This window comes from Parabacteroides sp. APC149_11_2_Y6, assembly GCF_054506995.1.
Genome location: NZ_CP173709.1, coordinates 4314674 through 4339901 on the forward strand (window position 1 = coordinate 4314674; position 25228 = coordinate 4339901).

Below are 25228 nucleotides of genomic sequence, written 5' to 3' on the forward strand. Positions count from 1 at the left end.
ATGAACAGGCTTAAAGTCATTACTATTTTACTGCTATTGATGATAATAAAGGCGGGTGCAACGCCTATCGACGGCCTTCTGGAACGTATCGATAAAGGGGCTTCCCGTAAATTTATTATCGAGCAGGCTAAATCCCCGACAGACTTTTTCGAACTCGACCAGAAAGGAGATAAGGTGGTAGTCCGCGGAAATAATTATGTAAGCATAGCGACCGGAATCAACTGGTATCTGAAATATCATGCGGGTATTCATCTTTCGTGGAATGGCATGCAAGCGAAATTGCCGGATGTACTGCCTGCCGTTAAACAAAAAGAACGGCATGAAACGGATATGGAGCTCCGTTATGATTTTAATTATTGTACCTATTCGTATACCATGGCGTTCTGGGACTGGGCGCGTTGGGAGAAAGAGATCGACTGGATGGCCTTGCATGGCATCAACCTTCCGCTGGCAATGACAGGGGTGGAAAGTGTTTGGTATAATGTTTTAACCAAGTTAGGCTATAGCAAGGATGAGATCAATGAGTTTGTAGCCGGTCCCGGTTTTATGGCGTGGTGGTTGATGAATAACCTGGAAGGTTGGGGAGGTCCCAATCCGGATAGCTGGTATAAGCAGCAGGCCGCTTTACAACAAAAGATACTGAAACGTATGCGCGAATATGGCATTCATCCTGTACTTCCCGGTTATTCGGGCATGGTCCCCCATAATGCAAAAGAGAAACTCGGACTGAATGTTTCCGACCCCGGACTTTGGTGTGGCTATCGCCGTCCGGCTTTCCTGCAACCGACAGACCCGCGTTTCCAGGAAATAGCTTCTCTTTATTATAAGGAAATGAATAAATTATTCGGTAAAGCGGATTATTACAGCATGGACCCATTCCACGAGGGAGGAAGTGTTGCCGGTGTAGATTTGGATGCAGCCGGTAAAGCGATTATGAAAGCGATGAAGGATACGAATCCGAAAGCTGTTTGGGTTGCACAGGCATGGCAGAGCAATCCTCGTTCGCAAATGATAGAGAATCTAAAAGCCGGAGATATGCTGGTACTTGACTTATTTGCAGAAAGCCGTCCGCAGTGGGGGGATAAAGAGTCTACCTGGTACAGGAAGAATGGTTTCGGCCAACATGACTGGCTCTATTGTATGTTACTGAATTATGGAGGTAATGTTGGTTTGCATGGAAAGATGAAACATGTAATCGATGAATTTTATAAAGCGAAAGAAAGTATTTTCGGTAAGACATTACGTGGAGTAGGTATGACGATGGAAGGTTCGGAAAATAATCCGGTCATATACGAGTTGCTATGCGAACTGCCCTGGCGTACCGAACACTTTGAAAAAGAGGATTGGTTGAAAGGTTATCTGTTTGCCCGTTACGGAGATGTGAATCCTGTGGTCTGGCAGGCATGGGAACTATTGAGCAATTCAATCTATAATTGTCCATCGGAGTCGGTACAGCAGGGAACACATGAATCCATATTCTGTGCCCGTCCTTCATTGGATGCTTACCAGGTTTCCAGTTGGTCGGAAATGAAAGATTACTATAATCCGCAAGATGTGATACGTGCAGCTTCCCTGATGGTTTCAGTTGCTAATGATTATAAAGGCAACAATAATTTTGAATACGACTTGATTGATATCGTAAGGCAAGCTGTCGCAGAGAAAGGCAGATTGGTTTTAAAAGTAGTCAATGCCGCTTACGAGGCTGCGGATAAGCAGTTGTTTGCCGTATCTTCCCAGCGCTTTCTGAATTTGATACTTTTGCAGGACCAACTACTGGCAACCCGTCCGGAATTTAAAGTCGGCTCCTGGATTGCAAATGCCCGTAATCTGGGAACTACCCTGGCTGAGAAAGATTTGTATGAATGGAATGCCCGGGTACAGATTACGACCTGGGGAAACCGGAATGCCGCCGATACTGGCGGTTTACGCGACTATGCCCATAAAGAATGGAACGGTATCCTGAAAGATTTTTATTATATGCGCTGGAAACTGTGGTTCGACTATTTGGGGCAAAAGCTAAATGGACACTCTCCTGCTGAAATAGATTTTTATGCAGTGGAAGAGCCATGGACAAAGGAAACTACACCTTATGTTTCCCGTCCGGAAGGTGATTGCGTTTCTACAGCGAAACGTGTATTTGCAGAAATAACCAACTAAAATTGAAATAGAATACAATATGTTTATAAGAAAAATTTCCTTTTTGTCGTTGTTTCTTTCCCTGGTTGTATTTTATAGCCTTGCCGAAAGTAAATATGAAACAAAAATAGCCTCTTTATCCGGCGAAAAATGGTGGGGAGGCATGGTGGCTCTCGGTTCCCGAATGCCTTATAGCGGAAATCTGCGCCTTTACGATTTGGCATCTGAAAACCTGAACAATCAGAATGTGCCTCTGCTTCTTTCATCGGAAGGACGTTATATCTGGAGTGATAAACCGTTTTCGTTTAAAGTGGAAAATGGTGAACTCCGTATTTATTCCGATTATGAAAATGTTGAACCGATTTTGGCGGGAAAGACGTTGAAAGATGCGTATATGGCTGCTTCATCCAAACATTTTCCTGCTGTTGGAAAACTGCCGGAACCTTTATTTTTCTCCATGCCCCAGTATAATACATGGATAGAGTTGATGTATAACCAGAACCAGGAGGATATCCTGAAATATGCGGATAATGTGTTGAAGAATGATTTCCCTGTAGGTGTTTTCATGGTGGATGATAACTGGCAGAAATATTATGGAAATTTCGACTTTAAACCGGAACGTTTTCCCGACCCGAAAGGGATGATCGACCGTCTGCATCAACAGGGTTTTAAGATTATGTTTTGGATTTGTCCCTTTGTCAGCCCGGATAGTCCGGAGTTCCGCGAACTTCAACAAAAAGGTTTCCTGATAAAAAGGAAAGGGACAGGCGAAGCGGCTATTATCCCCTGGTGGAACGGTTATAGCGCTTGCTATGATTTGAGCAATCCGGAAGCTGCCGCACATTTGAAGCAGCAGCTGCGTACGATGCAAGAAAAATATGGCGCGGACGGTTTTAAGTTTGATGCCGGAGATATCAGCCACTACACAAATCCGGACCTCGAATTTTATGATAAGTCTGCCACTTCAGTCGATATGTGCGAGTATTGGGCAAAGATCGGTCTGGACTTCCCTTATAATGAATACCGTGCAGGCTGGAAAATGGGTGGGCAACCATTGGTTCAGCGTTTAGGGGATAAAGATTATTCCTGGAATGCAGTCGGAGTATTGATTCCGGATATGATTTCTGCGGGATTGTTAGGATATGCCTATGCTTGCCCGGATATGATCGGTGGTGGCCAGTTCGGTTCTTTTTTAGGAATAGACCAAACCAAATTAGACCAGGAACTGATTGTCCGTTCCTGTCAGGTCCATGCCCTGATGCCGATGATGCAGTTTTCTGTAGCTCCTTGGCGTATCCTCGATGAAAAACATCTGGCTATCTGCCGCGACTATGCCCATTTGCATGAAAAAATGGGTAGTTATATTTTAGAACTGGCACATCATTCCGCCGAGACCGGCGAACCGATAATCCGTCATATGGAATATGTTTTCCCACATCAGGGTTTTACTACATGTAAAGACCAGTTTATGCTGGGGGATAAATATCTTGTCGCCCCAGTCCTGACTAAAGAACATATCCGTAAAGTGATATTACCTAAAGGAACATGGCGCGATGATACCGGCAAGAAGTTCAAAGGGCCTAAAACAATTGAAGTGAATGCTCCGCTGGAACGGTTGCCTTGGTTTGAAAAGATAAAATGAAAGAAGCAGAAGAATAATCTGTATTTTTAATATCATAGTTATGGTTTTTCCGATTCATAGTTATCATTTGGGAAAATCATAACTATGATTTTTTTTGTTACCCTGATATGCAACCTGTTTTTTGTCCGCTTAATTAATGCGGGACAGGAATATCAGTAGTGGAATGTAATCTTTCAGGTTGGTATGAAGTTTTTTTAATGTCTGGGCGATATGATACTCGACTCCTTTTGTTGTCATACCGAATGTTTGGGCAATTTCTTTGTGTGACTTATTTTCATAACGACTCATAATAAAGATGCGGCGAGTTTGTTCCGGAAGTTCCGCTAATGTCTTATTTACAATTTCTTGTGCTTCTGTGGAGAACAATTCATCCGGATTACAGGCTTCAAGTGTAAAGATACGTGTATTCAATTCCCATTGCGCATGGTCCATTAACTCTTTGTTGACATCTTGCCGGATTTGTATATGCTGAAGATAGTTGATACATTTATGTTTGATTATAGTAAGAATATAGGCAGGGATATTTGAATTTTTTTGTAATGCATGTCGATTTTCCCAGTAATATGTCAGTGCTTCAATGACAAAATCTTCCGCTACGGCAGTGTCTCGCACATACATGTTGGCGAAGCGGATAAATCGTCCTTGATAATCAGCAAACAGTTTATTGAATGCTTTTAAATCACTTGAGTATTCCATATCCTCATATTATTGACTGGTAAATATAGAGGATTTTATGGATTTGGACATAGTTCTGAGGTGACTATGATGAGAATATATGTTAATATATATTTTTTTTACGATTTAAACTAGGGATGTTCTTATGTGAACTGCTTGTATATATGTAATCGGCTATAAATATGTTGAACATGACACGGGAAATGCTATATAAATTTTTTGAAGGAACAACTTCTTACGAAGAAGAAGTTGAAATTCGGCAATGGATGGAACATTCTCCGGAAAATGCCCGTGAATTATTGAAGGAAAGGAGAATATTTGATTCGATACTACTTCTTGACGAAAGCCTGGTTCAACCCAATAGTTCCAAGAAACAAAATCACATAAGTCACCTCAGAACTCAGGTATTGAAAGTCGCTTCTATTATAATTTTAACATTAGGGATTAATTTTCTGTATCATTATGTTTCGGAGAAGAGTACAATAATACCTATGCAATCTATTTATGTACCTTCCGGACAACGTGTAAATATCACCTTATCGGATGGAACGAATGTGTGGTTAAACGCTCGGACTAAGATAAACTATCCGGCAATATTTGATAAATCCGTACGTCGCGTAATAGTGGACGGTGAGGCTTATTTTGATGTTGCGAAAGATAAGAAACGGCCTTTTATCGTAGAAACGGATAAATGTAACATGGAGGTATTAGGGACAAAGTTTAATGTTGAAGGCTATTCAAACAAGGAGGATTTCGAAATCACATTGATGGAAGGAAGTGTAAAAGTCGCTTCTAAGCACGGAGTTGGCGATACGTTGGTTTTGACTCCTGATAATAAAGCCAGTCTACAAAAGGATGGAAAATTAAAGGTAACGCCTGTTGATGATTATAATCCCTATCGCTGGAAAGAAGGTTTGATCTGTTTCAAGACCGAATCATTTTTATCTATCATGAATGATTTGGAGAAGTATTTCGGAATAAATATAGTCGTAGAGAATAAAAGCGTATTGAAATATAATTTTACCGGAAAGTTCAGACAGGCAGATGGAATTGATTATGCATTAAGAGTTTTACAACGGGATATTCGCTTTACCTATGACCGGGATGATGAAAACCGGATTATTTATATCAGATAAACACAGTGATAATATAAACGCAAAATAAAAACACAACATTAGTAATAATCTTAAAAACAAGGAGGCATGAAAACAAACAAACACTAAACAAAAATGCCGGCAAGCGCTGGGGGGCATTTACCGGCATTCAAATCAACACAATTTTTTAAAATCATTGTATTAACTTCAAATCAGTAACAAAAGTATGAAAAAAAACTTTTTGTGGGGTAGATATTATCTTAAATCCCCGTCAGGTCAAAAAATCTCGAGAATTATGCGAATATCCACATTCCTTTTAGGAGCCTGCGTATTCTGTTCATATGCTGAAAATTCATATTCACAGAATGCCCGGGTCAGTATCAACAAAAACAATACTCAACTGGAAGAAGTCCTGAATGAGATTGAAAGTCAAACAGATTACCTGTTTATTTACAATAGTCAGGTAAATGTGAACCGTAAAGTATCAGTAAAGGCAAAAACAAAGCCCGTTTCTGAAGTATTGGATAATCTGTTGAAAAATGCAGGCATCGAATATAAAATGGAAGGAACCCATATCGTTTTATCAGTAAAGGATGCTGATACAGCGGCTTCTGTCCAACAGCAGACACATATAGTAACGGGAACGATTGTTGATAAAAACGGCGAGCCGATTATTGGAGCGAATGTACTTATAAAAGGCACAACGAACGGAACGGTTACCGATATCGATGGTAAATTCTCAATAGAAGTTGAATCTAACGCAGTTTTGGACATTTCTTATATTGGTTATCTGACAAAAGAAATTACAGTCGGAAATCAGAAAGTAATCAATGCCGTTTTAGTAGAAGATACAGAAACATTAGATGAAGTAGTTGTGATTGGTTATGGTACGCAAAAGAAAGCAGACTTGACCGGTTCGGTGGCTAATATCTCTACTGATAAACTAAGTACTCAGAGTAATGTCAATATTGGACAAGCTCTTCAAGGGAAAATAGCCGGTGTCGATATTGTTTCTCAGGGCGGTGCTCCGGGGCAAAGCAGCCGTATTATGGTCCGTGGTATCGGTACACTGAATAATGCTAATCCATTATATATCGTAGATGGTATGTATATGAGCAGCATGGATGATCTGAATCCGAATGATATTGAAAGTATCGATGTATTGAAAGATGCATCTTCTGCTGCTATTTATGGTTCACGTGCAGCAAATGGGGTTATAATTATAACGACTAAATCCGGTTCAAATACCGAAGGTAAACCTATTGTTGATGTATCGGCAAATATCGGTGTACAGACCCCGTCTAAATATCTGGATATGTTGGGAGCTGACGATTGGGCGCGCTTAACTACAGTTTCCCGCAGTGCTATTGGTGCAAAACCTCTTGAGATGGCCGGTAATATGACAGAAGATAATGATTGGCAGAGAATCATGATGGGGCCGGCCTTAATGCAAAATTATAATGTAACAGTCAAAGGCGGAACAAAATATTTTACTTATTATACAGGGTTAGGTTATGTAAACCAGGACGGTACGGTTAAAGGGACAAATTACCAGCGCTATAATGCACAGTTTAAATCTGAATATAAGCGTGGATGGTTTACTTTTGGGAATAATGTGGTATTCAGTTCACAGCAAAACAACCCGTTATTTCCTTTTTCTCGAGGAGGTTATCTGGGAATTATTCTTCAGTCAATACCTTCTTTGCATCGATATGATCCGGCTAATGAACAAGGTGGGTACGGCAAGGTATATGGAGATGCTACCGATATCCCTAACCCATTGGGTATTTTGGATGAAAATTTGACTCATAGAACTAATGATTCTTATAATGCATATATCAATTTGTATGCAGAAATAAAATTACCTCTCGGTTTCAAATATCGTCTGAATGCAACTCCTGATTTTTCATTTGAACGGAATACCTCTTATGAAAACGTTTATGATTTTGGTTTACGGAATAATGCAATATCTAACATGTCCGAAAACCGTTATCGTAGAAATAACTTCTTGATTGAAAATCTTTTGTCTTTCGATCAAACATTTGGAAAACATAAAGTCAGTGCTTTATTAGGTTATTCTTTTCAAGATTATCATACCCGTTATATCATGGCTGCCGGAAAAGGTTTACCTGACGGGATCAGAGAGGTTGGAGCCGCAACGCAAGAGCGTACGAATGATTCCTGGTCAAATGAAAACGCATTAACTTCTATTATTTCCCGTGTTTTTTATTCTTATGATAATCGTTATTTAATTACTGCAACTTATCGTAGGGATGGTTCTTCCAAATTTGCTAAAGGAAACCGCTATGGGCATTTCCCTTCTGTGTCTGTCGGTTGGAATGTAGCAGAAGAACATTTTATGAAAAATACAAGAAGCTGGTTGGATCAACTTAAATTCAGAGGCGGGTATGGTGTTTTAGGTAATCAGGAAATTGATGATTATATGTATACCAGCGTGATTACCTCTAATATAAACTATCCGGATGGAAACGGCGGAATTATCAGTGGTGCATTTCCGAAAGATTTTGCTACCCCGAATATTAAATGGGAACAAACTGAAATGACAAATATAGGTCTGGACCTTGCTTTCTTAAATTCCCGTTTAATGATTACTGCAGACTGGTATCGTAAAAATACGAAAGATATTTTACTATCAGTACCTATTCCTGTTTCTACCGGTGGAGCAAACGACCCGGTTCGTAATGCCGGAAAAATTAGGAATACGGGTGTTGAATGGACTGTTGGTTGGAATGATGCTCCTTCCAAGGATTTTACATATGGTATAACATTAACCGGTAATGCAATGAGCAATGAAGTTCTTGCAATGGGAGACGCGAACCAGGTAATTGAGGGAGGTACCAACCGGACAAATGTGCCGACCACCAGAACTTTGGCAGGTTATCCGATCGGAGGTTTCTGGCTAATTCCTACGGATGGTCTATTCCAGAATCAGGCAGAGGTCGATGCATATGTAAAAGATGGCGTTCTTATTCAACCAAATGCAAAACCGGGTGATATTCGTTTCAAAGACTCCAATAATGACGGTAAGATTACGGATGATGACCGTGTATATAGCGGTAGCCCATTCCCTAAAGTTACCATGGGGCTGAATTTCAATGCCAGTTATAAAGGTTTTGACCTTTTGTTGGGTATGCAGGGCGTTTTCGGAAATAAAATATACAACGGAACACGTCTTGAATTGGAAGGTGTGAATAAAGGTACGAATTTTTTGGCTACCACTCTTGACTATTGGACGGAAGAGAATCCCGGAGCATCGCATCCTCGTTTAGTTTGGGATGACCCGAATCAAAATTCACGTCCGTCAAGCGATCGTTTCCTTGAGAACGGTTCATTCTTCCGTTTACGCAATGTTCAGTTGGGCTACACATTCCCCAATCGCTGGTTTCAGGATAAAATACAAAAGTTACGCGTATATGTGAATGCGGAAAACTTGTTTACTATTACCCAATATACAGGTTATACTCCTGACATAAATAGTGGTGGTGCAACATCCCGTGGTTTCGATAATTTTGTTTATCCGGAAAACAAAGTATTTATGCTAGGACTTAATCTTACATTCTAAAAATACCGTATAGTTATGAGAACAATAAAATTAATCATATTCGTATTTATAGCCGTTACATTTAACAGTTGTGAAGGCAGACTGGATTTGACGAATCCAAATAAATTGACTGGAGATACTTTCTGGAAAACAGAAGCTGATTTTAAACAGGCGATGACTTCTTGTTATACACCTCTCAAAAACTGGAATGGTGGATATTATGGTACCCGCGGATTGATGACTCGTATTTCGCGTGCTGACGATATAGAATTCCGTAATGATATTGCAGATATTTATTCGATGTATCGGTTTACAAATGACCCGAACAATTCTGTTGCACAGAATATGTTTTATCAATTTTATAATGCGATTTATCGGGCTAATTCGATTTTACAGGAAATAGACGGTAAAGAATTCTCTCAGGATTTTAAAGATCAGATTCGTGGGGAAGCTCTTTTTATTCGTGGAATGTATTATTTTCAGTTGGCAAAAGAGTTCGGAGATGTTCCTATAAGACTAACTGCTTCTCAGGATCCCGAAACTTTCCAGCTGGCAAAATCCAGTCAGGCAGATGTATATGGACAGGCAGAAAAAGATTTTATTGAATCTGCGTCTTTGTTGCCCCTGGTAAATGATAAGGGAAAACCTACACGTGGAACTTCGTATGCGTATTTGGGTAAGTTGTATGTGTATATGGAAAAATGGCAAGAGGCTAAAAAGACATTGGAACCGTTAACAAAAGCACCTTACACTTATAAACTGGTAGATGATTATTCCTGGAACTTTGATGAGGCACATGAAAATAATGCAGAAAGTATCTTTGAGATACTGTATGAACCGGTAGGAGGATCGGATCAATGGGATAATGGTGAAACCGCCAATTCCGCACAATCTACGACTATTGCCGTGGAATATGCATCAGGTAGTGTTGGAGGTTGGTTTGAAGCAAAACCGACTCAGAAAATGATGGATATTTTCATGAAAGAAAAAGCTGCCAATGGGAAATATGATTATCGTTTACTCTCTTCTGTGGCATGGGATTATCCCGGATGTATGTATTATATGAAGCCAATCCAGGAAGTTCTTACTAAAGATGAAATATCATCTTATTGGATTATTAAATCTTCAAATTCCAAGACTCGTACAGAAGAGAAGGAAACAACACCTTCTTATATCAACGAACGTGCCATGCGTTTTGCTGATGTAATTTTACTGTTGGCAGAATGTGAGTTGAATCTGAATAATACATCCGGTGCAATCAGTTATATCGACCAGATTCGTACACGTGGAGGTAACCTGCTTCCTTATTCCGGAAACACAGACCCGGCATCTGTAAAAGAAGAGTTGATACATCAACGTGCAATCGAGTTCTTTAAGGAAGGAGAACGTTTCTATGACCTTCGCCGTTGGGGGTTACTTGAGCAAGAATTGAAAAGTCAGGATCCGATACGCTTTGCAAGTTTCAAGAAACGTCATTATTATTTACCCATTCCAGCTAAAGAAATACAGACAAATTTGTTGTGTACTCAAAATAGCGACTGGTAAGTAATATATAATAGCATAATGAAGTCGTTACCGTTTGGCGACGGCTTTGTTTGTTTTTAAGCATTAAGTAAAATATGAAAAATAACAAGATTATATGGGCAATAGTGAGCTGCTTTTGCGTAACATTTATAGGATATGCCCAATCATCGGAAGGAGTCACTCATTCCGGACAATCGACAGGACAGAAATCTTTTCCTCTGGAAACTTATGCCGAATTACCTAACCCTACAGCAGTTAATCCGGCTTTGTGGGAAAAGGTGAAAGACGTTTGTATAAGTTGGGGGTCTACAGATATTCGTTATAAAAAAGAAGAGCCGGCTCCTATCAGCAAACTAAAAAAAGAAATAGAACTAACAGCTTGGAAAGGAGAACGCATTGCTTCGCAGTTTGTTATCTGGAGTAATCAGGAGATGCCGCATCTTTCTTATTCGGTGAGTAAACTCATCAATAAAACGAAAAAGACCGAAATAGGTAATGAGCAGTTACTTTGCGGCTTTGTTCGTTATGTAATGACCGACGAACTGAATAAAGACAGACAAGGAGGATGCGGTCCCCGCCCTGATGCCGCAGCATTTGATTCTTCTCTGGTGGCTGATCCGATAGACCATTTGACTAAAGAGCTATCTCTTCCGGCCCGGACCACCCAAGGTGTATGGATTCGTGTATGGGTTCCTCAGGATTGCCAGTCCGGCATTTATGAAGGAAGTGTAATTGTGAAGAGCGGTGATAAGACATTGGGTACGCTTGATTTGAAGATTAATGTCAAAAATAGGGTATTACCATCGCCTTCTGATTGGGCTTTCCATTTGGATTTGTGGCAAAACCCATATGCAATAGCCCGTTATTATAACGTAGAACCCTGGAGTGACGCTCATTTCAATTATATGCGTCCTTATATGGAATTGTATCGCCAAGCCGGCGGAAAAGTAATTACCGCTTCTATCATGCATAAGCCATGGAACGGGCAGACTTATAATTATTTTGAATCGATGGTAACATGGATGAAGAAAATCGATGGAACCTGGACCTTCGATTATTCAATTTTCGATCGTTGGGTTGAGTTTATGATGAGTATAGGTATTACACAGGAAATCAATTGTTACTCGATGGTTCCATGGAAACTTTCTTTTCAATACTTTGACCAGGCGACTAACCATATGAAATTCATAAATATGAAACCGGGAGATAAAGAGTATGAAGCCATATGGGTCGCCATGTTGAAATCATTTGCAATACATTTAAAAGAAAAAGGCTGGTTTGATATTACACATATTTCAATGGACGAACGTCCTATGTCTGTTATGCAGGAAACACTGAAGGTCATACATAAAGCAGATCCTGATTTTAAAGTTTCGCTGGCTGGTGCTTTACATGAAGAATTATCGGATGAATTAAACGACTATTGTGTTGCTTTACGCATGAAATACTCAGAGGAGATGAAGCGGAAGCGTCGTGAAGAGGGGAAAGTGACCACTTTTTATACAAGCTGTGAAGAACCTCATCCGAACACGTTTACTTTTAATCCTCCTGCTGAATGTGAGTGGTTTGGTTGGTATGCCGCCAAAGAAAATCTGGACGGTTACTCCCGCTGGGCTTTGAATAGTTGGGTTGTTGAGCCGTTATTAGATAGTCGTTTTTATACTTGGGCAGCCGGTGATACATATCTCATTTATCCGGGAGCACGAACTTCCATGCGCTTTGAACGTTTGATAGCAGGCATTCAGGCTTTTGAAAAAATAAGAATCCTGAAAAAAGAATTTGAATTAAAAGGAAATCGGCGGGCTATATCTAAGATAGAAAATGCCTTGAAGATGTTTGATGAAACAAAATTGGATATAATCCCGGCATCAACCACAGTCGTGAAAGCGAATGAGGTGGTAAATCGTTTTTGATATTTTTATCTCTCTGTCCAAGAGAGATAAAAATATTTTGTTACTTTGTCGATAAACAAAAAACATTATCAATGCTTATCGATGAAAACTTAAATGCAGCGTTCGTCGTTTAATACCTGAAAACAATGAAAATTTCTTTAATTACGTGTCTATTATTGGTTACGGGCAGTTTATTTGCCCGTAGCCTGGATAAAACATTTCAACTGTTGCCCCAGCCTCAGTCGATAGAGGTACTGAATGGCAAAGGGTTAAATTACGGCGATCTGTCGTATGTAGTATCTGCCGGAGAAGCTCCGATTCCTGTTCTGGGGGCTATTACGGACGGTTTGCCTCAGAGTGAGCAGGCTGGTAGAGGTGTTCATTTCCAGTTGTCACAGACAAATGTGCCGGACTCCCCGGAAGGATATGTCCTTGAAATAACAAACAAAGGTGTTACCATTACTTCCCGTAGCGAAGCAGGTCTTTTTTACGGTTGCCAGACTTTGGAGCAGCTACTCGAAGACAGCCGCGACTTTAAGAAGGAAATTCCACCGATGAAGATTACGGATTATCCGGCAATAGCTTACCGTGCCGTCCATCTGGATACCAAACATCATCTGGACCGGATGGATTATTATTATCGTATGGTGGATAAGCTGGCCCGTTATAAAGTAAATGCCATCATTTGGGAACTGGAAGATAAATTGCGTTTTACCCGTCGTCCGGAAATCGGTGCGCCGAACGCAATCAGCAAACAGGAAATGCAGGCTTTATGCCGGTATGCAAAAGAACGGAATGTGGAGATCAGCCCGCTGGTACAAGGCTTGGGACATGCCGGATTTATCCTGAAACACCATTGGGAACTAAGGGAAAATCCTGCCAGCGACTGGGAGTTCTGTCCATCCGACCCTCGTACTTACGAAATGCAGTTTGATTTGTATCTGGATGCTCTCGAAGCGATGCCTTATGGAAAATATCTGCATGTAGGAGGAGATGAGATTACTGCAATCGGTATCGACGACCGTTGCAAGGCGACCGGCAAGTCTGCTTTTGAACTTCAGATGATTTGGTTGAAGAAAGTCTGTCAGTTTGCTGTCGACCACGGCCGCACTCCTATCTTCTGGGATGATATGCCGCTTAAATATGCCGGAATCTGGGAACTTGTACTGAGCGATAAGACGGATGCAGAAGTGGCAAAGGAATGGAATACGGAGAAACTGGATAAGGCAATCGATCTTTTTCCGAAGGAATGTGTGTATATGCGCTGGAAATATGAGGATGCAACATCTCCCGCCCATCAGCGCCTTTTGAAATGGTACAGTGATAAGGGCCTTAAAGTGATGGGGGCAACAGCAGCATCGGCGGGTGATTCTCCTTTCCTTCCACGTAAAAATACCCGGTCGGAATATATAAGAGGCTTCAGCCGATTGGTGGCGGAAAATCATCTGGAAGGTATTTTGGCAACAGCCTGGGATGACGGTTCACCTCATTTGGAAACAGTTTGGCGTGGGTATATCGCACAAGGTGAATTCGGCTGGAATCCTGTGGCACGCGATATCGATGCTTGCAAAAAGGCACATGCCCAGCGTGAATACGGTTTCCGCCCGGAGGATAACCGGATGGCTTTTCTGGATGAACTGGAGAAAGCTGTCTTTTTCTTTGATGGGGCATTGGTTTCATCCGGTCGGCGTAATCCCGCCTGGGGAACATCTTCTTTCACTTTGATCGGTTTGCCGGATAAAAAACACCCGGGCGTTTGGAGTAAAACGTACAAAGAAAAAGTAGATAGAGCCAGGGAAGAGGCCAAACGATATGAAATGATTCACGAGGGTGTCTGTGCGGCAGAAAAGAATGCATTGCGTAACCGCTATACACTGAAAGTCTATGAACAGACGAATAATCTGCAAAACTATCCAGTGCGTCTTATCTTGGCTTTGGACGAGTACGATACGGCAAAGGATGAAGCCGCCCGTAAAACGGCACAGGATAAGATACGCGAGGTATGCGATTATTTTAAAGTGATGCGCCAACATCTGGAAGCTGTTTATTCGGAAACCCGTTTCATGCAACAACCCGAAGGGTTTGTCGCTGATATGAACCACCATAATCATCTGGCTTCGCAGACAGAGAGCAGCGACTGGCTTTATTTGTATGAGATACCGATGGTTAAAGCGGTAAGAGCTTGGTTGGGGGATTAAATAAAAATAAAACAGGAATGAATTATGATAACATATAATATAATGAAGAAAATAATCGTAATTTTTTGGGCTTGCCTGCTCTGTGTTCCTTTATGGGCTGCCCACCAGCCGGAATTCTCTACAGCCGGCTTTTTCCAACTGGAAAATACCGGACGGGAAGTGTATTCGATGAATCCTGCCTGGCGTTTTTACAAAGGAGCTATGAATGGTGCCGAAGCTAAAGATTTCAATGATAAAAGTTGGACGGTCGTTTCTTTGCCGAACGGCATCGAATATTTGCCGACCGAGGCAAGCGGATGTATCAATTATCAGGGTGAAGTCTGGTATCGTAAGCATTTCACTCCCGATGCTGCTTTAAAGGGGAAGAAACTTTTCCTGCATTTCGAAGCGATTATGGGAAAAAGCAAAATATTTGTTAATGGGAAACTGCTGACAGAACATTTCGGTGGATATCTCCCTGTTGTGGTAGACGTGACGGATGCATTGGATTGGAACGGGGAAAATGTTATTGCCGTATGGGCAGACAACAGCGACGACCCTTCCTATCCTCCCGGAAAGGCACAAGATGTGTTGGACTACACCTATTTCGGGGGCATTTACCGCGATTGCTGGTTGATAGCCCATAACAATATATTTATCACCGATCCCAATTATGAAAATGAAGTGGCCGGAGGCGGGCTGTTTGTCGCTTTCGATAAAGTTTCAGACGCTTCAGCCGAAGTACTGTTGAAAATACAGGTACGCAATGCAACAAAGAATTCTTTTTCCGGAGTTGTCGAATATACCTTGTTGCAACCGGATGGAACGCAAGTCGCTTATCTGAATGACAAGATTCAGGTAAAAGCAGGTAAAGCGCTTACCTCATCCGATAAACTGCTGGTGAAAGAACCGAAGTTATGGACTCCGTCTGCTCCCACCTTATATAACCTGTTGGTTCGTATCCTCGATAAAGAGGGGAACGTTGTAGACGGTTACCGCCGCCGTGTAGGTATCCGTAGTATCGAGTTTAAAGGAAAAGACGGTTTCTGGTTAAACGGAAAGCCCTATGGGAAGCCTTTAATTGGGGCGAACCGTCATCAGGATTTTGCCGTAGTAGGCAATGCCGTAGCGAACAGTATCCATTGGAGGGATGCCAAAAAGCTAAAAGAGGCAGGCATGGAAATCATTCGTAATGCCCACTGTCCCCAAGACCCTGCATTTATGGATGCATGTGACGAATTGGGTTTGTTCGTGATTGTCAATACTCCCGGCTGGCAGTTCTGGAACGATGCACCCGAATTTGCACAACGTGTTTACAGCGATATCCGCAACGTAGTGCGTCGTGACCGCAATCACCCCTGTGTATGGTTATGGGAACCGATATTGAATGAAACCTGGTATCCGGCGGATTTTGCCAAAAATGCCTGTGATATTGTGGATGAAGAATATCCCTATCCTTCCTGTTATTGCGGAAGCGACAGTGAAGCGCGCGGACATGAGAATTTTCCGGTTTATTTTGCCCACCCGATGAATATGCAGGATGCATCCAAAGAAATAGACCCGACAAAGACCTATTTTACCCGTGAATGGGGAGATAATGTGGACGATTGGAGTTCGCATAATTCACCCAGCCGCGCGGCACGTAACTGGGGCGAACAGCCAATGCGGGTACAGGCCGAGCATTATGCACATCCTTCTTATCCGGTCACCAGCTATGATGAACTGTACCGCCAGTCGCCACAACATGTAGGCGGTTGCCTTTGGCATTCGTTCGATCATCAGCGGGGCTATCATCCCGATCCTTTCTATGGAGGTTTGATGGACGTTTTCCGGCAGCCTAAATACGCTTACTATCTATTTATGGCACAACGTCCGGCTGTAAAAAACAATCAGCTTGCAGGAAGTGGGCCGATGGTTTACATTGCACATGAAATGACACCGTTTTCAGGAAAAGACGTAACAGTTTACTCTAATTGTGATGAAGTACGCCTCACCTTTACGAAAGGAGGTAAGACGTATACGTATAAAAAGGATAAGAACCGTAGGGGGATGCCTTCTCCGATTATCACATTCCCGGATGTATACGATTTTATGGTGGATAAGGCTTTGTCGAGAGCAAACAAGCAGGATGAGGTCTATTTGCTTGCCGAAGGATTAATAGACGGAAAAGTGGTAGCCACGCATAAGGTCGTACCTGCCCGCCGTCCCGAAAAAATCCTGCTTTGGGTCGATAACGAAGGAACCGACTTAAAAGCCGATGGTTCCGATTTCGTAACGGTCGTAGCTGCTGTAGCGGATAAACAAGGCAATATAAAACGCTTGAACAATTATTATATCCGCTTCTCCATCGAAGGGGAAGGGCGTATATTGGGCGGTCCGGAAATTTTGGCAAATCCGGCTCCTGTAAAATGGGGAACAGCACCGGTTCTGGTTCAGTCTACCTTGAAGCCCGGAAAAATACGGATTACAGCCAGTGTCTTATTCGAAGGTTCGCAGATGCCTATGAGTGCGGAGTTGGAACTTGAATCCAAACCCGCTTCTTTCCCGCTGGTTTATAACCAGGAAGAAGCAGCCCGGATTCCGTTGGGCAATGTCTCTGCCGGGCAGTCGTCCGCTTCAAAGACGGATACCGAACGTGAAGTGGAACGCTTACGTAAAGAATTAAACAGCTTGAAGCTGAAAGAAGTGGAACGCCAGCAATCAGAGTTCGGCGAATAAGGTTAATCCCTGAAAAAAGATTCCTGCCCTTCCCGGAGGTAGCAAAAACCTTTTTTGAAGTTTTTGCTACCTCCGGGAAGGGCGGGAAAGCTTTAAAATTGATTTTTGAACTTTTCGGACAGCCGCGCAAGCATCAAAATCTCTTTTTTTTGTTTTATCTTAGCGCGCAAAAGGAATACCATGGAGAGTATATCGGAGGTCAAGGCATTCAATAAACTTTATTCTGACTATCACGGGTTGTTCGTCCGTTTTGCCGGCACGTACGTTCAAGACGTGATGGCGGCAGAGGATATTGTTGTCGAAGCGATTATGTATTACTGGGAAAGACGCGCCTCCCTTGCTCATGACTCCTGTGCCCAGGCATATATTCTGGAAGTCGTCAAACATAAATGCCTGAACTATCTGCGTCATCTTCGTATCCGTGAAGATGCGGAATTGCAGATGCAAGAACATTTCAACCGCGTAAACAATCTTCGTATAGCGACTTTGGAAGCCTGCGACCCGCAGGAAATATTTAGTTCCGAGGCACAGACCCTGATAGATGAAGCCTTAGAAATGATGCCGGAGAAAACCCGCCAAATATTCCTGATGAGCCGGTATGAGAATAAAACTTACGGCGAAATAGCCGACCATTTCTCCCTTTCCGTTAAAAGTGTTGAATTCCACATCTCCAAAGCATTGAAAATATTGAAGGAAAAACTAAGAGATTATATTGGTGTCGTGCTTTTCTTCTGAAAAACAACCTGTATCAGACTTAATGAGATACTGTTTTAGAGAACACATTAATCACCACTACTCCGATAATAATAAAAGCCAATCCGATAATGGCTGGTAAATCGAGATGCTGCTTAAAGAAAAACAATCCGATAAGAGAAATAAGAATAATTCCGACCCCCGACCAAATCGCATAAGCAATACCTACAGGGATTGTTTTCATTACAAGACTCAGACAAAAGAATGCTGCAATATATCCTAATACCGTAATAATGGAAGGTGTAAGCCGTGTAAATTGTTGGCTCTCTTTTAAAAACGAGGTAGCTACCGTTTCCGCCACGATAGCCAGCAGTAGAAATAAATATTGCTTCATGTCATTTGTTTTTTAGTGGTACAAAGCTATAGCAAGTTTACAACTTAAAACTTCACATATGGTAATTTTCATTTATGGGTAAAAGTAGAATAAGTTGAATAGTATGTTGGTTAGAAACAAAATTACTGAAATATTCGGCTCTTAGAAAAAATAGTACATTTTTCATTAGGGTATTTTTTATCCCAAGTGCTCTTATAATAGATACTTGAAAAACACTGTATAATTTTCAATATAAGAATCAAATGAAGAAACGACAATTTTACCTATTGTTTTTACTTGTAATCGGCTGTTTATCTGTGTCGGCCGCTAATCGTTGGGTGATAAATTCCTCCGGGGGGATAACCTGGCACGTGGATGGAAAAATACCACATGAAGACCACATTGAGATGAGTGGGTTGAAAGTCTCCACTGTTTTGCGTTATGGTGTGGATGCCAATGGCGCATTTACCCTGAACAGAAGCATGGTTTGGCCGATGCTTCGTACAATTCCTAATAATACCCATGCCAGCTTGATGCGCCGTTTTGCCTGGAACATTACAGATATGATAGAAGCAAATGGGCAATCTTTACTGAATGAACAGGTAAAAGACATCACTTTAAATGGAACGATGGTAGTACAAAGTGAATTTATCCTGCCGAGAAAAGGAAAACTGGAGTTGACACGTATTCTATTTCCTTCCGTTTCCCATCCTGCCTTTTGCGAGAAATATGTTCTGAAGAATACGGGAGAAACATCGCTTGCAGTAGAAATCCCTTCTTCCCGTTCCGTAATTGAAACGGATGCAAGTAAAGGTGTGGATGGCAGCTATAAACTGGTATCGTCTATACAGGGGCAAGCTGCGGTACAACTAAGGCCCGGTGAAGAACATGTGTTTTATGCCTCTTTTGCCGGTTATAAACCGGACGAAAAGGAACTGGTACTGGATATAGATAAAGAATTACAGGCACGTCAAAACCTGATAGCCGGTTTCTGGGATAATCTGGTACTGGATACTCCTGACCCGGTTATTAATACCATGTTTGCTTTCGCTAAAATCCGTGGGGCGGAAAGTATTTACGATACCAAAGGCGGTCTGATGCACGGGCCGGGCGGCGAATCCTATTATGCTGCTATCTGGGCAAACGACCAGGCTGAATATATCAATCCGTTCTTTCCTTATTTGGGATATGAAACAGGAAACCGCTCCGCACTCTGCTCTTATGAACATTTTGCCCGTTTTATGAATCCGGAATATAAACCGATACCCAGTTCCATTATCGCGGAAGGTACGGATATCTGGGCGGGAGCTGGCGACCGCGGGGATGCGGCAATGGTTGCCTATGGAGCTTCACGCTACGCCTTATCACGTGGGGATAAAGCCGAAGCCGAAAAGCTATGGCCGTTAATCGAATGGACTTTGGAATATTGCAAACGCAATTTGAATGAAGGTGGCGTAGTAGCTTCCGATGCAGACGAACTGGAAGGACGTTTCCCTGCCGGAAAAGCTAACCTGTGCACTTCTTCTCTTTATTATGATGCTTTGCGCTCTGCTGTTTATCTGGGGAAAAGCCTCGGAAAGCCTTCTTCCCGATTGGCGACCTATACGAAACAGGCGGATGCTTTGAAAAAGAATATCGACCGTTATTTCGGAGGAACCGTGGAAGGTTTCAATACCTATAAATATTATGAAGGAAACGATGTGTTGCGTTCCTGGATTTGCATACCGCTGACAGTTGGTATTTATGACCGGAAAGATGCCACTATCCAGGCATTATTTTCTCCGCGCTTGTGGACAGAAAACGGATTGCTGACCCAGGCGGGTAGCGAAACTTTCTGGGACCGTTCTACACTTTATGCTCTGCGTGGCGTTTATGCCTGCGGCGAAACGGAGAAAGCAACCGATTATCTGAAATTCTATTCCAACCAACGTTTGTTGGGCGAACATGTGCCCTATGCTATCGAAGCATGGCCGGAAGGTAGCCAACGCCATCTTTCAGCCGAAAGCGGATTGTATTGCCGCATCATTACGGAAGGCATGTTCGGAATCCGTCCGACCGGGTTGAATTCATTTACCCTGACACCCCGTTTGCCAAAGGATTGGAATTACATGAATCTGCTAAATGTCCGTGCTTTCGGAAAAACGTTCGATATAGAGGTGAAACGCTTGGACAATAATAAACTGAATGTTGTTGTCAGTGCTGCAGGAAAGACCATACGGAAGCAAACAATAAAAAAAGACGAAAAAATCAGCATAAAACTTTAGGGGGATTTATTCTTCAAGTGCTTTACTATATATGGAGAAAGAAATACTACATCGTTTTTTTGCAGGAACAGCTTCTTTTGAAGAGGAAGAAGCTGTATGCAATTGGGCAGATGCCTCTGAGGAAAACAGGGAAGAGCTAATTAAGGAGCGTAAATATTTTGATGTCCTACTGTTGCACAATAGTGTGGATAAGAAAAAGAAGGCAACTCCGGTGCGCAAGCTTTATCCTACAATCAGAGAGGCATTGAAAATTGCAGCATCGATTGCCGTCCTTGTAGTATCTGCTTTATACATTTATGGTTGGGTTCAGCCGGAAGAAGTTACCGCTTATAATAAGATAGTGGTACCTCCGGGACAACGGGTAAACCTGACTCTTTCGGATGGTACGTCCGTATGGCTGAATGCTCGTACGGAATTACTTTATCCGGCGGCCTTTACGGACAAGCAAAGAAAAGTCACACTGAAAGGAGAAGGTTATTTCGAAGTAGCCAAAGATCATGAAAAGCCTTTTATCGTGCAAACCTCGAAGTGTGATGTAAAAGTATTGGGAACCAAGTTCAATGTAGAGGCTTACGACGATACGGAAACTTTTTCCACCGCCTTAATGGAAGGTTCTGTAAAACTTATGGATAAGAAGAAGCCCGGCGTAGAAGTTTTACTGGCTCCCAAGCAGAAAGCCGAGTTGAAAAACGGAAAGTTTATGGTCGGTACCATTACGGATTACGACACGTACCGTTGGAAAGAAGGGCTGATTTGTTTTGAAAACATATTGTTTGCCGACTTGATGAAGAAGTTTGAAAAGACCTATGATATTCATATTGTTAATACGAACAAAAAGCTGGATAACTATCGGTGCAGCGGTAAGTTCCGCATGGCAGACGGAGTAGACTTCGTACTGCATGTACTGCAACGCAATGCGCACTTTAAATTCAGCCGGAGTGAGGACAATACTATTATTTACATCAAGTAAATGTTTAACCTTAAATTAAAAAATTAAATGCCTATGAGATAACATACACAAACCGGAGAATAAGAAACTAAAAAAGTAAAGGCGATAAATGTCCTACGATTCATCGCCTTTTAATTAACACGAGTCGAACAACTGTATTAATTTCTAATATCACAAAGTTATGAATAAAATATCTTTGTCGGGACTTTGTATAGCCTCAAAATCACGACATAAACATTTATTTAGGATTATGAGAGTAACCTATGTCTTACTATTCGCCTTTCTCTTTTGTATACACGCCGAAAATGCGATATCGCAAAAAATTACCCTGCAGGGTAATAATCTCTCACTGAGAGATTATTTGAATACTATTGAAAGACAAACTGATTACCTGTTTGTATATGATGCCGGTGTAAATGTAAGCCGGAAAGTATCACTGAACTTGACAAACCGGTCCATTAAAGAAGTGCTGGATAACCTGGTATCCCAATTGGGTTTGTCTTATGCGCAGGAAGGTTCTTATATTATCCTGTCATCCGCATTCAAAAAGGAAATAGCCGGGAGACTTGTTGCTCAGCAAAAAAAATCCGTTACCGGTGTGGTGACAGATATGAGCGGTGAACCGATTATTGGAGCCAATGTGGTTGAGAAAGGAACAACCAACGGTATTATTACCGATATGGACGGTAAGTTCTCCCTGGATGTAGCTCCGGGTGCTATCGTACAAATATCTTATATCGGGTATAATACGCAAGAAATAAAAGTCACCAACCAGTCCACACTATCTGTTAAACTGATGGAAGATACGCAAGCCTTGAATGAGGTGGTGGTTGTGGGTTACGGCGTTCAACGCAAGGTAACAACAACGGGAGCTGTAACAAAGTTGGAAGGGGATGAACTGAACAAAATGACCGTAGTTAATGCAACTAAAGCATTACAGGGCTTGAGCCCGGGTATTACTATTGTAGACCGTGGCGGTGCTCCAGGTAGCGACGACCCGGAAATTTATCTACGTGGCGTAGGAACAACCGGGAATGCCAAACCACTTGTGTTGGTGGATGGTATCGAGATGTCATTGAGCCAGGTTCCGGCTTCTGAAATTGAAAATATATCTGTATTGAAAGATGCCGCATCCGCTTCAATTTATGGCTCACGTGCAGCTCATGGCGTTATCCTTGTTACCACCAAACGAGGTAAAGAAGGTAAGGTGAAACTTTCATACAACGGTTCAATCGGGTTCCAGGACAGAGCCGTAAAAGCCGAACAAGTTTCCGCTCGCGAATATATGGGCATGGTAAATGAAGCTTTGATACATGCAGGTGGTTCTGCCAAATATACGGAAGACGACATCCTTGCTACGGAAAATGGTTCCGACCCTTATCATCATTCTTTCACCAACTGGCCGAGTGAAGTATTCAACAGCAACTATATTACCCAGCATACCCTAAACCTGACTGGCGGTAGTGAAGTAGGACGTTATCTGGTTTCTTTTGATTATCTGGACCAGCCAGGTTTGACGGCCAATACGGATTACCAGCGCTACAATTACCGTGTCAATACAGATATGAACATAGGCAAGATGCTGAAAGTAAGCAGCGATATCACATACCGTCATATCAACCGCCTGTGGCCGGAAGGATTGGGAGATGCCCAATACCGCGCTTGGAGTATGCAACCCACTACTCCTATCCGTTATGAAAACGGCGATTATGCACTGGATAAACAGAATGATAATCCGCTGTCGTATGTGGATATGGACGTAGTTGGAGAAGACCGTTATAATTTGGACGCCGTTTATGGGCAGGTAAAAGCGGATTTCGAACCTATTAAGGATTTGATATTTACCGGCATGGTCGCATTGAACGGTTCATGGGACAGAAGAAAAATCCATAAAAAGAACCATAAATACTACAACGAAGCCGGTGAATTATTGACACAGCGCAATAATCCGAACAGCGTAGAAGACCAACGTAACAACGCATACCAGATGACTTTACGCTTACTTGCCAACTACAAAAAACGTTTCGGCGACAAACATGATTTGGCCTTACTCTATGGTATGGAACAAATTTCTTACCGCAACTACTATTCTTTCGCACAACGTAAAGATTTGATTTCCGACGCTCTGCCCGATGTAGGTTTAGGTTCTGCCGGTAGCCAGTTTGCCGACGGATATCCGGACAGATGGGGTATCAACTCCTATTTCGGACGTGTGAACTATGGCTTTATGGACAAATACCTGTTTGAAGCCAATATCCGTGCCGACGGTTCTTCTCGGTTTGCCAAAGGACATAAATGGGGGGTATTTCCATCATTCTCTGCAGCATGGCGTATCTCCGAAGAAGGATTTATGAAAAATCTCGGATTTGTAGATAACCTGAAACTGAGAGCGTCCTGGGGACAAACCGGTAACGAACGTATCGATGCATTCATGTATATGCCGCAGAATAAAGTATCCAATGTCGTAATGAATGGTAGCTTGGTATCTGCAGTTTACCAACAGCAGATGGCGAATCCGGATGTTACCTGGGAAACTGTGGAGCAAACCAACATCGGTTTGGATTTCGGATTCCTGAATAATATGATTTACGGAGAACTGGATTGGTACACAAAAGATACGAAAGATATTTTGCTGGCTCTCGGTATTCCTAAGTTTATCGGTTTGGACGCTCCCGAACAAAATGCAGGAGTCGTACGCAACTCCGGTATAGAAGCCATGATCGGTTTCCGTAAAGAATTCGGGGAAGTGTCCTTCAATACCTCTTTCAACCTTGCTTACAATAAAAATGAATGGATTAACCGCGGAGGGGATGACGATAACATTGACGGTTGGAAAATCCAGCGCGTAGGTTCGCCTTTGAACTCTTTCTATATTTATGAAGCCGATGGTCTGATAGCTAATGACCAGGAACTTGCCGAATACAAAGCAAAATATAAATCCGACCCGCGTGGTATGTCCGACCTGCATGCCGGCGACGTCAAGCTGGTGGATGTAGATGGCAACGGAACAATCGATCCGGACGACCGGCAGGTGTTTACTTCCAATATTCCTAAGTTTACCTATGGGTGGAATGTCAGTGCCGAATATAAAGGCTTCGATTTAAGCCTGTTGTTCCAGGGTTCAAGCGGTGCAAACCGTTTCATGTATGGCGAATGGATTGAAGGACCGAGCTATGAAGCCTTTACCGGTGTTCATTTCCGCGACAGATGGACGGATGAAAACCAGGATGGCAACGCGAAGATGCCTCGTCTGGAAGCTGCCAATAACCGTAATGCTTCGACTTACAACTCATTCTTCCTGCAGAAAGTAAACTATCTCCGTCTGAAGAATGCGCAGTTAGGCTATACGTTCCCATCACATCTGATGGATAAGATACACATCAGCAAACTTCGTCTGTATGTATCCGGTTCGAACCTGTTTACAATCAGCAGTATGGACCAAGGACTGGATCCTGAAGCCGATAGCGGTAGAATCACAGCATTCCCTCCGTTGAGGATTGTTAATTTCGGTGTAAACATTATCTTTTAA

The 25228-nt window shown here is 42.3% G+C and carries 14 protein-coding genes; 12 read left to right on the plus strand and 2 right to left on the minus strand.

The genetic code is table 11. The features are described 5' to 3' along the window. The first annotated feature begins 39 nt into the window (after positions 1–39). Both ACGE0T_RS17885 and ACGE0T_RS17890 read left to right on the plus strand, forming a co-directional pair. A complete protein-coding gene (locus ACGE0T_RS17885; RefSeq protein WP_459190506.1) occupies positions 40–2157 on the plus strand; it encodes an alpha-N-acetylglucosaminidase in 2118 nt (705 codons plus the stop codon). A gap of 19 nt (positions 2158–2176) precedes the next feature. Beyond that, positions 2177–3778 (plus strand): glycoside hydrolase family 31 protein, encoded by a 1602-nt coding sequence (locus ACGE0T_RS17890; protein WP_459187938.1) that lies wholly within the window; start codon positions 2177–2179, stop codon positions 3776–3778. Between the two features lie 129 nt (positions 3779–3907). On the opposite strand, the gene ACGE0T_RS17895 is transcribed toward ACGE0T_RS17890, so the two are convergent. Beyond that, positions 3908–4474 carry an RNA polymerase sigma-70 factor gene (locus tag ACGE0T_RS17895; RefSeq protein WP_459187939.1) on the minus strand — a complete coding sequence of 189 codons (567 nt, stop codon included), beginning with the start codon at positions 4472–4474 and terminating at the stop codon, positions 3908–3910. Positions 4475–4644: 170 nt separating this feature from the next. Here ACGE0T_RS17895 and ACGE0T_RS17900 point away from each other — a divergent pair, with 170 nt between their 5' ends. From ACGE0T_RS17900 to ACGE0T_RS17930, 7 genes are all read left to right on the plus strand, one after another. After that, on the plus strand, positions 4645–5589 hold the full coding sequence (locus tag ACGE0T_RS17900) for a FecR family protein (RefSeq protein ID WP_459190507.1): 945 nt from the start codon (positions 4645–4647) through the stop codon (positions 5587–5589). Positions 5590–5842: 253 nt separating this feature from the next. Further along, positions 5843–9130 (plus strand): TonB-dependent receptor, encoded by a 3288-nt coding sequence (locus tag ACGE0T_RS17905; RefSeq protein ID WP_459187940.1) that lies wholly within the window; start codon positions 5843–5845, stop codon positions 9128–9130. Positions 9131–9145: 15 nt separating this feature from the next. Then, the gene (locus ACGE0T_RS17910) at positions 9146–10654 is read left to right on the plus strand and encodes a RagB/SusD family nutrient uptake outer membrane protein (RefSeq protein ID WP_459187941.1); all 1509 of its coding nucleotides are present in this window, start codon (positions 9146–9148) and stop codon (positions 10652–10654) included. Between the two features lie 74 nt (positions 10655–10728). Continuing rightward, positions 10729–12546: a DUF4091 domain-containing protein gene (locus tag ACGE0T_RS17915; RefSeq protein ID WP_459187942.1), complete on the plus strand. Its 1818-nt coding sequence runs from the start codon at positions 10729–10731 to the stop codon at positions 12544–12546. Between the two features lie 125 nt (positions 12547–12671). Beyond that, on the plus strand, positions 12672–14723 hold the full coding sequence (locus ACGE0T_RS17920; protein WP_459187943.1) for a glycoside hydrolase family 20 zincin-like fold domain-containing protein: 2052 nt from the start codon (positions 12672–12674) through the stop codon (positions 14721–14723). Between the two features lie 42 nt (positions 14724–14765). Further along, positions 14766–17420: a glycoside hydrolase family 2 TIM barrel-domain containing protein gene (locus tag ACGE0T_RS17925; RefSeq protein ID WP_459187944.1), complete on the plus strand. Its 2655-nt coding sequence runs from the start codon at positions 14766–14768 to the stop codon at positions 17418–17420. A gap of 180 nt (positions 17421–17600) precedes the next feature. After that, positions 17601–18155 (plus strand): RNA polymerase sigma-70 factor, encoded by a 555-nt coding sequence (locus ACGE0T_RS17930; protein ID WP_459187945.1) that lies wholly within the window; start codon positions 17601–17603, stop codon positions 18153–18155. Positions 18156–18174: 19 nt separating this feature from the next. Here ACGE0T_RS17930 and ACGE0T_RS17935 read toward each other — a convergent pair whose 3' ends face one another. Beyond that, positions 18175–18507, minus strand: coding sequence for a DMT family transporter (locus tag ACGE0T_RS17935; protein ID WP_459187946.1), 333 nt, complete (start codon positions 18505–18507; stop codon positions 18175–18177). A gap of 242 nt (positions 18508–18749) precedes the next feature. Here ACGE0T_RS17935 and ACGE0T_RS17940 point away from each other — a divergent pair, with 242 nt between their 5' ends. From ACGE0T_RS17940 to ACGE0T_RS17950, 3 genes are all read left to right on the plus strand, one after another. Then, positions 18750–20750, plus strand: coding sequence for a glucosidase family protein (locus ACGE0T_RS17940; RefSeq protein WP_459187947.1), 2001 nt, complete (start codon positions 18750–18752; stop codon positions 20748–20750). A 31-nt stretch (positions 20751–20781) separates the two neighbouring features. Then, positions 20782–21720: a FecR family protein gene (locus ACGE0T_RS17945; protein ID WP_459187948.1), complete on the plus strand. Its 939-nt coding sequence runs from the start codon at positions 20782–20784 to the stop codon at positions 21718–21720. 340 nt (positions 21721–22060) lie between these two features. After that, positions 22061–25228, plus strand: coding sequence for a TonB-dependent receptor (locus ACGE0T_RS17950; protein WP_459187949.1), 3168 nt, complete (start codon positions 22061–22063; stop codon positions 25226–25228).